The sequence below is a fragment of the Halomonas maura genome (assembly GCF_030409305.1).
Classification (GTDB): Bacteria; Pseudomonadota; Gammaproteobacteria; order Pseudomonadales; family Halomonadaceae; genus Halomonas; species Halomonas maura.
In genome coordinates this window covers 99,614-113,109 of sequence record NZ_JAUFPQ010000013.1, presented here as the reverse complement: position 1 = coordinate 113,109, position 13,496 = coordinate 99,614, and the positions used below count along the sequence as shown (strand labels likewise).

Genomic DNA, 13,496 nt, shown 5'->3' with positions numbered 1-13,496 from the left:
CCACCGGCGCCGGGACGCCCGCTCAGGCGAGGATGCAGGCCCGCCAGCGCCCGGTGTCGACGCCGGGCGGCACGTTCAGGGGGCCGGGGCGGCGGCGCCCAGGAAGCGCTCCTGCCAGTAGTCCCGTGACAGCGAGGTGATGCTCACCCGCCGGCCGCGCCCGGGGGCATGGAGCATCTCGCCGTCGCCCAGGTAGATGCCCACATGGCTGGCCTGGCCCCGCCCGGCGGTGGCGAAGAACAGCAGGTCGCCGGGTCTCGCCCGTTCGATCCGCGGCAGGCGCTGGTACTGGCGACGGGAGGTGCGCGGCACCCGGATGCCGGCGCGGGCATAGACCCGCTGGACCAGCCCCGAGCAGTCGAGGCCGCGGGACGAGGTGCCGCCGTAGCGGTAGGGGGTCCCCAGGGTCTGGCGGGCCTCGGCCAGGATCAGGGCGCGGTCCATGCTCAGCGGCGCCGCGTCGCGGGTCGCCAGGTCGTGGCCCGCGCAGCCGACCAGGGCCAGCAGCATCAGCAGCCAGCCGGCATGGCAGCCGAGGCGGGGCCAGCGGACGTTGGTCGGCATGCGCTGTCTCCCGTGCATCCTGCCGCTACGCAGGTGAGGGCGCCGGGGCCGGGCTCGTGACCATCAGCGGAAGGAGATGCGGGTCCCGTGGGCGAGCATCTCGTCCGGGGTCATGGCATGGCCCGGCACGCCGATCATCTCGTCCCCGCACTGGTCGGCCCAGGTGAGCACGCCATGGGTCAGGCCCAGATCGCCCAGCACATCGCGGATCTCGCCGGTGCCGAGGAAGGTGCAGGTGCGCCCGTCCTTGTCGGACAGCGTGGAGATGCCGTTGGCATGGTGGAAACGCACGGTATAGATGCCATCCATGGACTCCACTTCGACGATCGGCGACAGGCCATGGGACAGGGCGTGGGACAGCTGCTTGAGGGTGATGTGATCGCCCAGGGACATGTCGATGGCGGTCATGGAGAGCTCCTGGAAAGGCGTGGCGTGTATAGCCAATGTAGAATCCTCCGCGGTGCCCCGCCAATCCTTCGTGAGGGCGAGTCGGTCACGTCAAGCGGCGAGCGCGGCAGGGCCGCGCCCACTTGCAGGGCCCGTCATCCATGTACAGGTCTTGTAGATGACGGGGCGGCGCCCCGGCCGAGCGGGGTGGAAAAGTTCGGCGATCACCGCCATACCTGTAGAATGTCTCAGGTCCTCAGACAAGGAGATCCCATGAGTTTCAAGGGTGAGCAGCATCCCGGCGTGAAGACGCCGACCGGTGATAGCGACGGCTTCCGCCTCAATCACACCATGCTGAGGGTGAAGGACCCCCAGGCGGCACTGGCCTTCTACTCGCGGGTCTTCGGCATGCGCGTGCTGCGCCGCCTCGACTTCGAGGAGATGCAGTTCTCGCTGTACTTCCTGGCCCGGCTCGACGACGAGGACCGGGTGCCGGAGGATACCGACGAGCGCACCGTCTGGACCTTCAGCCAGCGGGGCCTGCTGGAGCTGACCCACAACTGGGGCACCGAGGACCAGGCCGACTTCGCCTATCACGACGGCAACGCCGAGCCCCAGGGCTTCGGTCATATCTGCTTCTCGGTGCCGAACCTGGAGGCCGCCGTGGCCTGGTTCGATGCCAACGAGGTCACGTTCATCAAGCGACCCGACCAGGGCAAGATGAAGGACGTGGTCTTCGTCAAGGACGTCGACGGCTACTGGATCGAGGTGATCGAGGCCGCCCGCATGGTGGGCAAGGGGGACTGAGGTCCCCGACGCCCGAGACTCCCCGGCTCGACCGATCCGTGATGCGACGAGGCCGCCCTTCGGGGCGGCCTCGTCGCGTCGGCGCGTCGGCGCGGCGGGTTCAATGCAAGGCATAGCTGTCCATGGCCAGCACCCCGTGCGGGTCTCGCCCAGCTCGCGCAGGACGGCGTGGGCCGTGGGGCGGGTCAGCGCCAGCATCGGCGAGCCGTGGGCGATGAACAGGCCGGGTAACATGGTCGGGGGCTCCGGGGCAGCGGTGACGCCGCCCGTGCGGGCGGCGTGTTGAGGCGGCCGAACCGGGGCTCAGGCGAGGCGGGGATGCAGGATCAGCCGTCCGCCGCCGAGGCCGGCCTGCACCAGCAGGGCGATGGCCCAGAACACCGGGAACTCCCAGCCGCCGCCTTCGCTCGAGAACACCCAGCCGTTGCCGGCATGCACCCAGGCGGCGCCGAGCAGCGTCGGGATCAGGGCCAGGCTGATCCAGCGGGTGTAGACGCCGAGCAGCAGGGCCAGGCCGCCGCCCACTTCCGCCAGGATGGTCAGGTAGGCGAAGACGCCCGGCAGCCCCAGGGACTCGAAGTAGCCGACGGTACCGGGCACGGTGAAGACGAACAGCTTGAGCAGGCCATGGGCCAGGGTCATGGCCCCCAGCGAGAGGCGCAGCAGGGTGATGGCCTGGGGCTGGAGGCGGTCGAGCGGGGCCGGCTGGATGGCTTGGGTGGTCATGGTCATGATCTCCGTCGGGGATGTCTGGCGTTGTGATGGGATCACTCTAGGCGAAACAAGATCGGAGATAATCGGCGGCATTCGCAAATGACTGTTGCGCTTTTCGCTACAAACGCGAGTGACGGCAAAGGCCCTTCCTTCACAGCCCCATCTCCCGCTCCCAGCAGGGCGGGTCGCCCCAGGCCTCGGCCAGTCGCACCAGGAAGCGCTCGACCTTGGCCGGCAGGTGGCGGCGCGCGGGGTAGAGGCCGTGGACGTCCAGGGTGACCGGCGCCTGCTCGGTGAGGACGGGCACCAGACGACCGCTGGCGATGCTCTCGGTGACCAGGAAGCTGGGCTGCTGGGCGATGCCGAGCCCGGCCTCGGCGGCGTGGGTCAGCACATCGCCGTTGTTGCTCTCCAGGGGACCGCGCACGGCCAGGCCGCGCCCGTCGAACTGCCAGTCCCCGCCGCCGCCGCCGGTGCGGTAGCGCAGGCACCGGTGGCGCGCCAGGTCCGCCAGGCGGTGCGGCGTGCCGTGCTCGGCGAGGTACCCGGGGGAGGCGCACAGCAGCAGCCGGCAGCGGGTCAGGCGGCGGGCCACCAGGCTGGAGTCGGGCAGGCTGCCGATGCGGATCGCCAGGTCGTAGCCCTCCTCCAGCAGGTCCACCCGGCGGTCGTTGAGGTCGAGGCGCACCTCCAGAGCGGGGTTTTCGACCATGAAGCGGGCCACCAGCGGGGCGAGGTGGCGGGTGCCGAAGCTCATCGGGCCATTGAGGCGCAGCCGGCCGCGCATCTCGGTGGCGCCGCTGTCGACCTCCGCCTCGGCCTCCTCCAGGCTCTGCAGGATGCCCTGGGCGCGAGCCAGGTAGCGTTCCCCGGCCTCGGTGAGGTGGAGCCGGCGGGTGGTGCGCTGCAGCAGGCGCACGCCCAGGTGCTCCTCGAGTTCGATCACCTGTCGCGAGATCCGCGTCCGCGACAGGTCCAGCGCCTCGGCGGCCCGGGTGTAGCTGCCGAGCTCGGCGACCCGCACGAAGGCGGTCATGGCGTCCAGCAGGTTCATGATGGCATTCCTCGTGTTCAGTAGCCGGTCATCTCGAGGTAGCCCTCGCCCCGCACCGCCCCGTCGTGGCGGTCGCGCGCCGTGACCGCGCCTTCCCAGTAGGGGACCGAGGTGGCCATCCAGCGGTCGGGGTGCCGCGCGCTGACCTCCAGGTCGAGTCCCTGCGCCGGCAGGGTCAGCCGCCAGCGGACGGGCAGCTCGCGGCCGGCGACGCTCCGGGTGGCCAGCGGCGTCAGCGACAGGGCCTCGCCGTCCAGCGCCTGGGTCTCGCCGTCCGCGGTGATCCAGGTGCCGGAGAGGTAGTCACCGCCCGCCTCGCCGCCCCCTCGGAGGCGGAAGGCCATCAGCTTGTGGCCGTCGGCCAGGTGCAGCGAGAACCAGTCCCAGCCCGTCTGCCCGGGCCCGAGCAGCTGGCTGCTCCATTCGCGGTCGAGCCAGGCGCGGCCGCTGACCGGCAGGCGCTCGCCGTCGAGGATGACCTCGCCGGCGACCCGGTAGAAGGGCTGGCTGACATACATAGAGCCCTGGCCATCGGCGGACTTCTGGCTGAAGCCGCCCTCGCCGTGTCGCACCAGCGGGCCCTCGGCATCGAGGGTCAGCCGATAGCCGAAGGCGGCCTCGCCGCGGCCGGCCTCGGCGCTCACCACCAGGCGGTCCAGGGCATCGCCGGTGCCCGCCTCGCCCCGGCTCTCCAGGCGCCAGTCGTCGAGCCAGGCGCGGAAGGGGGCAGTGGTGACCCCGGCCTGGCGCGCCTCGGCGGCGTCCCCCGGGCCGGCGCCCCGGGCGAAGCGCTCGGCGACCCGGTGGTCGGCGCCGCGGGAGACCGCCATATGGGCCATCCACAGCTGGTCGGCGGCCCAGGTCCCGGCGGCGGGCGCGGTCGGCGGACGCAGGGCCCGGCGGAACAGGGTCCACTGGATGCCCAGCGGCGCCCCCTCGGCATCCCGCAGGTTGGCGGTGAGGTACCACCACTCAAGGCGGCTGCCGGGGTGGGGGCCGTGATCCTCGGGGAAGCGCAGGCTCGTCTCGGGCGTGACCGGCGTGAAGCCGCCGGCGTCGGCGCCCAGCCCGGCGAAGCCGGCGCGGGGCTCCCCGGCGGGCTCCCGCTCGCAGCCGACCAGCAGCAGCCCCGTCGCCAGCCACCCTGCCACCAGCACTGCTGTCAGTCGCCTCCACCGCCTCATGGTGCCTCCTCGGCGAGCAGCGCCCGAGGCGGCGTGCGCCACAGCGCCAGCGACGGCAGGGCCGCCGCCAGCAGGGCGGCTCCCAGGGCGGTCGCCAGGGTCAGCAGCATCTCGCCGGGGAAGACGTGCAGCGGCAGTCGCCAGCCGAAGGCGGCCACGTTGATGGTGTCGACCAGGCAGGCGCTGACGGCCAGGCCCAGCGGCAGGGCGAGCAGCCCCGTGGCCAGGGCCGCCGCGCCGAGCTGGGCGAGCTGCACCCGCACCAGCCGGCCGCGGGGCACGCCCAGCGCCCACAGCGGGGCCAGCCGCCGGCGCCGCTCCCGGGCCTGGGCCAGCAGGGTCGCCAGCAGCGCCAGGGCCGCCACGCCCAGGGTCAGGGCGTTCAGGGCCCGGGTGATGGCGAAGGTGCGCTCGAAGATGCCGGTGGCGAGCCGCTTGACCTGGCGCTGGTCGCGCAGCGCCGCCGCGTCGAGAGCGAAGCGGGTGCGCAGGGCGGACGCCAGGGGCGTGGCCGCCGCGCCGTCGGCCAGCACGATGCCCAGGGAGCCAGGAGGGGCCTGGAAGCGGCGGCGCAGCTGGGGCGTGGCGAGCAGCACCTCGCCCCGGGGGTTGCCGTAGTCCGGATAGACGGCGACCACGCGGAGCCGCTCGACCCCGCCCGGCGCGGCCAGGCTGAGGCGGTCCCCGGGGGCGATGCCCCGGGCGATGGCCAGCTGCTCGTTGACGAAGGCCGCGCCCCCGGCCAGCTCTCGCCAGGCCGCCTCGCGCCCGGCCAGGGTGGCCTGGAGCGGCCAGCCGGGCCGCACGGCGTCGCCGGGGGTGATGCCGAACAGCGCGACCGGCTGGCGGGGCGTCTCGGCGTCGCCGATCGCCAGCAGGCTCGTCTCGCCGCCGGCGGTGGCCAGCCGCTCGGCCACCTCGGGGCGCTCGGCCAGCCAGGCATCGATCTCGTCGAAGCGCGCCGGCGGGGGGCGCAGGTAGAGGTCGGCGACCAGGCGCTGGTCGAGCCAGTCGAGGAAGGTCAGGCGAAAGCCGCCGACCATGCTGCCGACCCCCAGGTTGGCGGACAGCGCGATCAGCAGGGCCATCATGGCCAGGGCCAGGCGCGGCAGCTGCAGCTGCAGGTCGGCCAGCGCCCACTGGACCAGCGGTCGGTGACGCATCCGCCGGCCCAGCCCGGCGAGGGCGGCGGCCAGCAGCGGCGGCAGCCAGAGGGCGCCGGCCAGCAGCAGCGCGCCCACCAGGCCGAAGGCGACGACGAGGCCCTCGCCGGGCGGTCGCGCGGCCAGCCAGGCCCACAGGCCCAGGGCGGTGAGGGCGCTGGCGGCCCCGGCCAGCGTCTGCCAGCGAAGCTGGCGCTGGAAGCCCGTCCGCCAGGCCTGGGCCTGGCCGAGCCCCAGCACCGGCAGGCGGGCGGCGCGCCACAGCACGCCGCTGCCGGCCAGCAGCAGCCCGCCGAGGACGACGCCGAGCCCGCCGAGCCAGTAGTGCCAGGGCAGGCGCAGGCTATTGCCGACCTCGGCGCCATACAGGCTCGACAGGGTGGCCGCCACGTCGGGCAGCAGGGCGCCGGCCAGGCCGACCCCGCTGACGATGCCGGCCAGCGCCCCGGCGAGGCCCAGCAGCACGAGTTCCCCGGCCAGCAGCCCGACCAGGCTGCGGCCCGGCACGCCCAGCGCCCGCAGGGTGCGCAGCAGGCCCAGGCGCTGCTCGAGGGCCAGGCCCAGCGCGGCCTGGACGATGAACAGCCCGACGATCAGTGCCAGCAGGGCCATGGCGGTGAGGCTGAGGTGGAAGCTCGCCGTCAGCTCGCCCGGGGCCAGGCGCTGCTCGGCCCGAACCAGGCGATAGCCCGGCGGGGCCGTGGTCAGGGCGTCGGCGGGCACCACCAGTCGCGAGAGTCCCTCGCCGCGCTCCAGCAGCTCGGCCGCGGCGGCGATGTCCATCACCAGGGTGGCCGGCGGCAGCGCCGGAGTCGGCGCCAGCGGCGGCAGGCGTTGCCCCCCGGCCAGGGCGGGGGTGGCCCCGGGGGCCGCGCGGCGGGCCAGGCCCAGGGCGGCCAGGGTCTCCGGGGCCAGGCGCGTCCGCCAGGGCGGGACGAGGAAGGCCGCGAGCCCGCCCTCGGCACCCGGCGAGGCGAGGGCGCTGTCGCCGGGCAGGGTGAGCGGGTCGATGCCGATCAGCGTCAGGCGCTCGCCGCTCGTCGTCTCCACCTCGCCCTCCAGGATCGGCGAGACGGGCAGGCCGGCGCGGCGCAGGGTCACGAAGTCCCGCCGGTCGAGCGGCCGGCCGTCGCCCGGGATCAGGCGGTCGAAGTCGGCGTCGAACAGCGCCTCGGCGCGGGCGTAGCTGTCCCGGGCCGAGGCGTTGATGGCCTGCACCCCGCTCCACAGGGCGCCGGCCACCCACAGGCCGAGCAGCAGCATGGCCAGCTGGCCGGGGTGGCGCCGGTAGTGGGAGAGCAGGGTGGCCAGGGCCACGCCGAGCGGGCTCATGGCGGCGCTTCCCCGAGGCGGCCGTGGGAGAGCCGCAGGCGGCGATCCAGGGGGGCGGCGACCCTGGGGCTGTGGGTCGCCACCAGCAGGGCGCTGCCGGCCTCGCGCACCAGTTCCAGCAGCAGCGCCAGCACCTCGCCGGCGGTGGTCTCGTCCAGGTTGCCGGTGGGCTCGTCGGCGAGCAGCAGGGCGGGGCGCGGCGCCAGGGCGCGGCCGATGGCCAGGCGCTGCTGCTGGCCGCCGGAGAGCTGTTCGGGATAGTGGCGCTCGCGCCCGGCGAGGCCCAGCCGCGCGACCAGCCGCGCGGTCCAGCCGGGCGACTCGCGGCCGGCCAGGCGCGCCTGCAGGCGCAGGTTGTCGAGCACGTCGAGGCTCGGCACCAGGTGGAACTGCTGGAACACCAGGCCCAGGCGTTCCCGGCGCAGGCGTGCCCGCTGCGGCTCGGCCAGCGACGAGATCGCCCGGCCGTCGAGGCGCACCTCGCCGCGATCGGGCAGGTCGAGGCCCGCGGCCAGGTGCAGCAGGGTCGACTTGCCGCTGCCCGACTCGCCCATCAGCGCCAGGCTCTCGCCCGCCGCCAGGCGCAGGTCGACGCCCGCCAGCACCCGCAACGGGCCCTGGGGCGTGGCGTAGGCCTTGTGCACCCGGCGAAACTCGAGCATGGCGGCCTCCCTGGCGTTAAACAGCCGATGCTGGTGGCACTGCCGCCGAATCAGGCGAAGATACGTTCGAACTCGTCCGAGAAATCCTGGCTGGCGGGCGAAATCCCCAGCTGTTCGGTACTCAAGGTGACCAGGCGCCGAGAAGCCTGCAAAAGCACATCGGAGAGGTCGTGTAGCAGATTGAAATGCTCCGCGATTTCCGCGTAGTTGGTCGCGTATTCATGCGCGGCCATGTTGCGAATCGCTCGGCAGCGTTGCCAGTCGGACGTGGAGTCGATGATGCCCTGCTTCTCGAAGAAGGCGAGAATCTTGAGGAAGCTGTCGGTGGGTTCTCCCGCGAGCAGAGCGCTATGCCGCATGGCGGATGCAAGCGAGTCCTGCAGCTTGGCGAATTGCTCATTGATGGCGGCCAGTGTCTCGAACAGGTCGACATCCTTCTTGCGGGCCGCAAGCCACTCGGCCTCGATCGGCCAGGAGAGCTTTGCCTGGGACTCGTGAAGGAACCAGGCGCAACGCTGAATGGCCTCCAGGAGCTGAGCCAGGTGGCGTTGCTGCTCGTCGAGAATGTCGTGGCTCATGCGGCATCCTCGTTCCGGATGGGTCGGGCCTGATGCAGGGCGATGGCCTGGAAGGGGGTCGGCTCATCTCCCTGTGTATAAGTCAGGATATCCACAGGCAGCTGCAGTTCTTCCTCGAGTGCCTGTTTCAGTTCGGCGCGCGCCAGCAGCGAGATCGGCGTCGAGGAGACCAGCAGCAGATCCAGGTCACCGCCTCGGCGCGCATCATCGAGGCGCGAGCCGAACAGGCGGACCTCCGCGTCGCGACCGACGAGCTGGCTTGCGATGGCAAGGATGAGGTCACTCTGCTGGTGGCTAAGGCGCATGATGATGTATCGGGCGTAAAAGACTCATGAGGAGTCTAGCATCGCCCCGGAACCGACGGATAACGCCACCCGAAGGTGGCGCCGTTGTCACGCTGTCACGCTGCCGTCAGTGGTCGTGGTCATGCGCCTCGTCGTGGGAGGCCTCTTCGTGAGCGGCCGGCTCGTGGGCGGCCTCGTCCCCATGACCGTGCTCGCCCCCGGCGTCGTCCGCATCGGCCAGGGCGTCGTGGAGCAGCCGGGCGTTGTGGCGCATCATGCCCAGCCAGCTGCTGGCCTCGCCCTCGGCGGCCAGGGCATCGGCATAGAGGGTGCCGGCGACCGGCAGGTCGGTCTCCTCGGCGAGCTGGTCGATCATCGCCGGGCTGGTCATGTTCTCGTGGAACAGCGCCTGGACGTTGCGCTCGCGGATCACGTCGATCAGCCGCGCCATGTTGGCGGCACTGGGCTCGGCCTCGCTGGACAGGCCCACCGGCGACAGGAAGCTCACCCCGTAGGCCCGGGCGAAGTGGCCGAAGGAGTCGTGGCCGGTGATCACGCTGGTGTCCTCGGGCAGCGCCTCGACCAGCGCCTGGATCTCGGCGTCCATGGCGGCGATCTCCTCCAGGTAGCGCGCGGCACGCTCCCGGTAGACGTCCGCGTGATCCGGGTCGGCACTGATCAGCCCGTCGCGGATGTTGGTGACGTAGAGCGGGCCGAGGCCCAGGTCCTGCCAGGCATGGGGGTCGCGGCCGCCGTGGTCATGGTCGTGGTGCTCGTCTTGATTGGCCTCGTCGGCGGTGTCGTGAGCGTCGTGAGCCCCGTCGTCATGGCCGTGGGCGTCCTCGTCGGCCGCCAGGGCGGCCTCGATGCCGTCGGTGGCCACCACCGTCGGCCCCGCGTAGTCGCTGGCCCCGGTCAGCCGTTCCATCCAGCCCTCGAACTGCAGCCCGTTGAACACCACCAGGTCGGCCTCGGCGAGGGCCCGGGCATCGGTGGGGCGCGGGGTGAAGACGTGGGCATCGCTGTCGGGGCCCACCAGGGCGGTGACCTCGACATGCTCGCCGCCCACCCGCTCGACCATGTCGGCGAGGATGCTGAAGCTGGCCAGGACCTGGACCCGCTCCGCGGCGGGGGCGTTGGCGGACAGGGCGAGCAGCGCCGAGGCGCCGGCGAGCAGGGCGGCTGCCCTGGGCGAGAGCCGGGTCGATGACATCGTGGAGTCTCCGTGGCGTCAGGGGGAAGAGGCGGTGTCCAGGGGCCGGGCGGTGCGGCGCCAGCGGGCGGCGAGGCTGTGCTGGCGGCCGAACAGCGCGGAGAGCACGTAGGCCACGCCGGCCAGCAGGATGATGGACGGCCCCGAGGGCAGGCTGAGGTGATACGACAGCAGCAGGCCGCCGGTGCTGGCCACCAGGGCGATGCCGATGGCGATGGCGATCAGGCCCTCGAGGCGCTGGCTCCAGAAGCGCGCGGTGGTGGCCGGCAGCATCATCAGGCCCACCGCCATCAGGGTGCCCAGGGTCTGGAAGCCGGCGGTCAGGTTGAGCACCACCAGGCCGAGGAAGACGCCGTGCACCACGCCGCCGCGCACCCCCTGGCCGCGCAGGAACAGCGGGTCCAGGCACTCCACCACCAGGGCACGGAAGATCCCCGCCAGGGCGATGACGATCAGGCTGGCGATGCCGGCGATCAGCACCAGGGCGGTGGTGTCCACGGCGAGGATCGAGCCGAACAGCACATGGGTGAGGTCGACGCTGCTGCCGCCCAGCGACACCAGCATCACCCCGGCGGCCAGCGAGATCAGGAAGAAGCTGGCCATCGCCGAGTCCTCGCGGTGGCCGGTCATCTGCGAGACGCTGCCGGCCAGCACCGCCACCAGCAGCCCCGAGAGGATGCCGCCGAGGCTCATGATCGGCAGCGAGAAGCCGGCAAACAGGAAGCCCAGCGCCACCCCGGGGAGGATGGCGTGGGCCATGGCGTCGCCGATCAGGCTCATGCCGCGCAGCATCAGGAACACGCCCAGCGGCGGGGCGGCCAGCGACAGGGCCAGGCCGGCGACCACGGCGCGGCGCATGAAGCCGTACTCGAAGGGGGCGAACAGCCAGGCGTCAAGCAGTGCCAGCATGGGAGGCCTCGGAAAAGTCGAAGGGCAGGCGCGGGGCGCGGGGCAGTTGGCCGGCGTGGTGGTCGAGCAGCGCCTCGGGGCTGACCCAGCGGCCGTGGCCGCCGGCCAGCAGCAGCACGTCGTCGGCCAGGCGCGCCAGCTGTTCCATGTCGTGGAGCACCACCAGGATGGTGGCGCCGCCGCGGGCCATGTCGCGCAGCACGTCCATCAGCACCTCGACGGTCTCGCCGTCGACGTTGGCGAAGGGCTCGTCGAGCAGCAGCAGCTCGGCCTCCTGCATCAGGGTGCGGCCGAGCAGGGCGCGCTGGCGCTGGCCGCCGGAGAGCTCGCCGAGCTGGCGGTGGGCCAGGTGCGAGATGCCGAGCCGCGCCATGATGTCCCGCCCCTTGCGGTAGTGGGCCGCGCAGTAGCCCTTGAGGGCGCCATGGCTCGGCCAGGTGCCGGTCATGATCAGCTCCTCCACGCTCATCGGGAAGGTCAGGTCGAGGGCCAGCTGCTGGGGCAGCCAGGCGCAGCGCTCGCGGGGCACGCGGCATTCGACGCGGCCGGCCACCGGGGCCAGCATGCCCATGATCGCCGCGATCAGGGTGCTCTTGCCGGCGCCGTTGGCGCCGATCAGGGCGGTGACCGCGCCGTCCTGGAAGCGGCCGTCGAGGTGCTCGAGGACCGTCTGGCCGCCCCGGGCCAGTTGCAGGTCGTGAAGCTGCAGCCGGGCCATCAGCCTGCCCACCCCGCGGCCCAGACGACCGCCAGCCACAGCACGACCAGCGGGGCCAGCGCGAGCAGCAGCCGGCGGGTCGCCGACAGCGACATCAACGAGAAGTGGCACGGCCCCTCGGGGCGGTGCCGGTGAGTGCGGTGCGCCATGGTGAAAGGTCTCCGAAAATGCGGAGAAGGTTATAACATAACAATATCGGCGCTGACCACTGTCGCGACCCTAGGCGTCGGGTTCAGTAGCGCAGCACGACGCCCAGGCGCTCGGGGCTGACCAGCCAGGCATACTCGCCCTCCAGCCGCAGCTCGCCGAGCGTCAGCCGGGTGGGCTGGAAGCGGTTCACCGCCGCCATGGCCTGCCCCGGCTGGGTGCGCAGCTGCAGCTCGCCGACCAGCATGCCGGTGGCGAAGTTGATCGCGCCATCCTCGGGGCGGTCGTCGCCGACGCCGATCACCAGCCCGGCGACGCCGTTCACCGCCAGCGAGGACAGCCGTGCCTGCCAGCTGCGCCGCCGGCGCTCCTCCTCGGCCACCTCCCGCAGCAGGCGGCGGGCGCCCTCGAGGTCGCCGTCGCCCTGCTGCAGGCGCCGATGGGCCGCGGGGTGCGGCTGGGGATCGAGGAACAGGCCGCCCAGGGCGAGCGTCGACTTCACCACCCCCACCCGGGCATCGAAGCGGTCCGCGTCGTCGCTCGCCTCGCTGGCCTGCCAGGCGTTCCACGCCAGGCTGCCGGCATAGATGCCGGTCCAGCCGAGCTGCCACAGTTCGGCCTGTTGGGCGCCGCGGGACAGGGCATCCTCGTAGGCCTGCCATTCGGTCGACGGCGACTGGGCCAGGGCCAGGGTGGGCAGGCAGAGCAGCAACAGGGCGAGATGGCGCAGGGCGGGCAGGGGCATGACGGCGTCTCCAGGGCAAGCGGCGCCCTGCATCCTAGCATGCCGGTGGCGGGGTGGCGCCCCGCTGGCCGTGGGGCCAGACAAGTGGACTTAGGCATGCGGCAGCGGGCCTGTAGGCCCGGCTGGAGGCACGCTACACTGAGCGCCCAATTTTCTCGCAGGGAGGAACGCCAGGATGTCTCGCATGATTCCCCTCAAGGTCCTGATCGCCGCCGGGCTGGCCGGCGGCCTGGCCATGGCCGCCGGCACCACCCAGGCCGGCGGCGACACCGGCCTCTATCTCGGCGGCGGCGTCGGGCAGATGCACGGCGACGGCGACTTCGACGACGAGGCCGGTCTCAGCAAGCTGATGGGCGGCTACAACTTCGGCTGGCTGCCCTTCCTCGACCTGGGCGTGGAGCTGGCCTACGTGAACGGCGGCGAGCTGGACGGCGAGGTCAACGGCCGCTCGGCGACCCGCGAGGTGGAGAGCCTCCAGGCCCAGGGCGTGGCCGGGATGAGTTTCGGCCCCATGGGCGTCTACGCCAAGGCCGGCATGGCCGACTGGGACGCCGAGCAGCGCGGCCCCGGCAGCGACCGCTCCGGCACCGACCCCGTCTATGGCGTGGGGGCCAGCTTCGGGCTGTTCGGGCTGACCGGTCGGCTGGAGTACGAGCGCCTCGACACCGACGAGATCGGCAACCTCGACATGGTCACCGCCGGGGCGGTGTATACCTTCTGAGGCCAGGCTTCCCGGGGCATGCGGGCGAGGCACGCCACCATCGCCCCGGCCCCGGGGTGCCTCCTGCCCCGCTGCCCGTCGCACTGCCCCTCGCGGCGCGCAGGCGCTGCGGGCCACCCCCTTCGCCTCGGCCCGTCGAGCGGCCCTCAGCGGGCCGCTCCGAGACGCGCCCGGCGAGGCGACCCGAAGGCCGCGCCCGGCCAGCCAGATCCCGTTGCCGCCCTCGTCGACCCACCGGCGAGGCGTGTTGCACGATCCTTGCACGCGGACATCCTGTTAGCCGCCTAATCGATGTGTACCCTGAGGGCTCCCCA

16 protein-coding genes are annotated in these 13,496 nt (G+C 72.7%); 2 read left to right on the top strand and 14 right to left on the bottom strand.

What is annotated here, in order from left to right; genetic code table 11:
- Nucleotides 1-75: 75 nt before the first annotated feature.
- Nucleotides 76-564 carry a C40 family peptidase gene (locus QWY76_RS07410; protein WP_290310482.1) on the bottom strand — a complete coding sequence of 163 codons (489 nt, stop codon included), beginning with the start codon at nucleotides 562-564 and terminating at the stop codon, nucleotides 76-78.
- Between the two features lie 63 nt (nucleotides 565-627).
- Nucleotides 628-972 carry a hypothetical protein gene (locus QWY76_RS07405; RefSeq protein WP_290310481.1) on the bottom strand — a complete coding sequence of 115 codons (345 nt, stop codon included), beginning with the start codon at nucleotides 970-972 and terminating at the stop codon, nucleotides 628-630.
- Between the two features lie 252 nt (nucleotides 973-1,224).
- Between QWY76_RS07405 and gloA the strand changes: the two genes are divergently transcribed.
- Nucleotides 1,225-1,758: a lactoylglutathione lyase gene (gloA, locus tag QWY76_RS07400; protein WP_290310480.1), complete on the top strand. Its 534-nt coding sequence runs from the start codon at nucleotides 1,225-1,227 to the stop codon at nucleotides 1,756-1,758.
- A gap of 303 nt (nucleotides 1,759-2,061) precedes the next feature.
- Here the strand turns inward: gloA and QWY76_RS07395 are convergent, their stop codons facing one another.
- The 12 genes from QWY76_RS07395 to QWY76_RS07340 all read right to left on the bottom strand — a co-directional run bounded on the left by QWY76_RS07395 (nucleotide 2,062) and on the right by QWY76_RS07340 (nucleotide 12,461).
- A complete protein-coding gene (locus QWY76_RS07395; RefSeq protein WP_290310479.1) occupies nucleotides 2,062-2,484 on the bottom strand; it encodes a DoxX family protein in 423 nt (140 codons plus the stop codon).
- Between the two features lie 139 nt (nucleotides 2,485-2,623).
- Nucleotides 2,624-3,526: a LysR family transcriptional regulator gene (locus tag QWY76_RS07390; RefSeq protein WP_290310478.1), complete on the bottom strand. Its 903-nt coding sequence runs from the start codon at nucleotides 3,524-3,526 to the stop codon at nucleotides 2,624-2,626.
- 17 nt (nucleotides 3,527-3,543) lie between these two features.
- Nucleotides 3,544-4,710, bottom strand: a complete 1,167-nt coding sequence (locus QWY76_RS07385) for a lipocalin-like domain-containing protein (protein WP_290310477.1) — start codon at nucleotides 4,708-4,710, stop codon at nucleotides 3,544-3,546.
- Nucleotides 4,707-7,205, bottom strand: coding sequence for an FtsX-like permease family protein (locus QWY76_RS07380; protein ID WP_290310475.1), 2,499 nt, complete (start codon nucleotides 7,203-7,205; stop codon nucleotides 4,707-4,709). The genes QWY76_RS07385 and QWY76_RS07380 overlap by 4 nt, the downstream gene beginning before the upstream one ends.
- On the bottom strand, nucleotides 7,202-7,867 hold the full coding sequence (locus tag QWY76_RS07375) for an ABC transporter ATP-binding protein (protein WP_290310474.1): 666 nt from the start codon (nucleotides 7,865-7,867) through the stop codon (nucleotides 7,202-7,204). The genes QWY76_RS07380 and QWY76_RS07375 overlap by 4 nt, the downstream gene beginning before the upstream one ends.
- A gap of 50 nt (nucleotides 7,868-7,917) precedes the next feature.
- Nucleotides 7,918-8,445: a hypothetical protein gene (locus QWY76_RS07370; protein ID WP_290310472.1), complete on the bottom strand. Its 528-nt coding sequence runs from the start codon at nucleotides 8,443-8,445 to the stop codon at nucleotides 7,918-7,920.
- Nucleotides 8,442-8,750, bottom strand: coding sequence for a nucleotidyltransferase domain-containing protein (locus QWY76_RS07365; protein WP_290310471.1), 309 nt, complete (start codon nucleotides 8,748-8,750; stop codon nucleotides 8,442-8,444). The genes QWY76_RS07370 and QWY76_RS07365 overlap by 4 nt, the downstream gene beginning before the upstream one ends.
- A gap of 106 nt (nucleotides 8,751-8,856) precedes the next feature.
- The gene (locus tag QWY76_RS07360; RefSeq protein ID WP_290310470.1) at nucleotides 8,857-9,942 is read right to left on the bottom strand and encodes a metal ABC transporter solute-binding protein, Zn/Mn family; all 1,086 of its coding nucleotides are present in this window, start codon (nucleotides 9,940-9,942) and stop codon (nucleotides 8,857-8,859) included.
- 18 nt (nucleotides 9,943-9,960) lie between these two features.
- Nucleotides 9,961-10,851 (bottom strand): metal ABC transporter permease, encoded by an 891-nt coding sequence (locus QWY76_RS07355; protein ID WP_290310469.1) that lies wholly within the window; start codon nucleotides 10,849-10,851, stop codon nucleotides 9,961-9,963.
- Complete coding sequence (locus tag QWY76_RS07350) at nucleotides 10,835-11,569, bottom strand: metal ABC transporter ATP-binding protein (protein WP_290310468.1); 735 nt, start codon at nucleotides 11,567-11,569, stop codon at nucleotides 10,835-10,837. Before QWY76_RS07350 ends, QWY76_RS07355 begins: the two co-directional genes overlap by 17 nt.
- Nucleotides 11,569-11,718 carry a hypothetical protein gene (locus tag QWY76_RS07345; RefSeq protein WP_290310467.1) on the bottom strand — a complete coding sequence of 50 codons (150 nt, stop codon included), beginning with the start codon at nucleotides 11,716-11,718 and terminating at the stop codon, nucleotides 11,569-11,571. Before QWY76_RS07345 ends, QWY76_RS07350 begins: the two co-directional genes overlap by 1 nt.
- Nucleotides 11,719-11,801: 83 nt before the next feature.
- Nucleotides 11,802-12,461, bottom strand: coding sequence for a hypothetical protein (locus tag QWY76_RS07340; RefSeq protein ID WP_290310466.1), 660 nt, complete (start codon nucleotides 12,459-12,461; stop codon nucleotides 11,802-11,804).
- A 184-nt stretch (nucleotides 12,462-12,645) separates the two neighbouring features.
- Between QWY76_RS07340 and QWY76_RS07335 the strand changes: the two genes are divergently transcribed.
- On the top strand, nucleotides 12,646-13,182 hold the full coding sequence (locus QWY76_RS07335; RefSeq protein WP_290310465.1) for an outer membrane beta-barrel protein: 537 nt from the start codon (nucleotides 12,646-12,648) through the stop codon (nucleotides 13,180-13,182).
- Nucleotides 13,183-13,496: the final 314 nt, after the last annotated feature.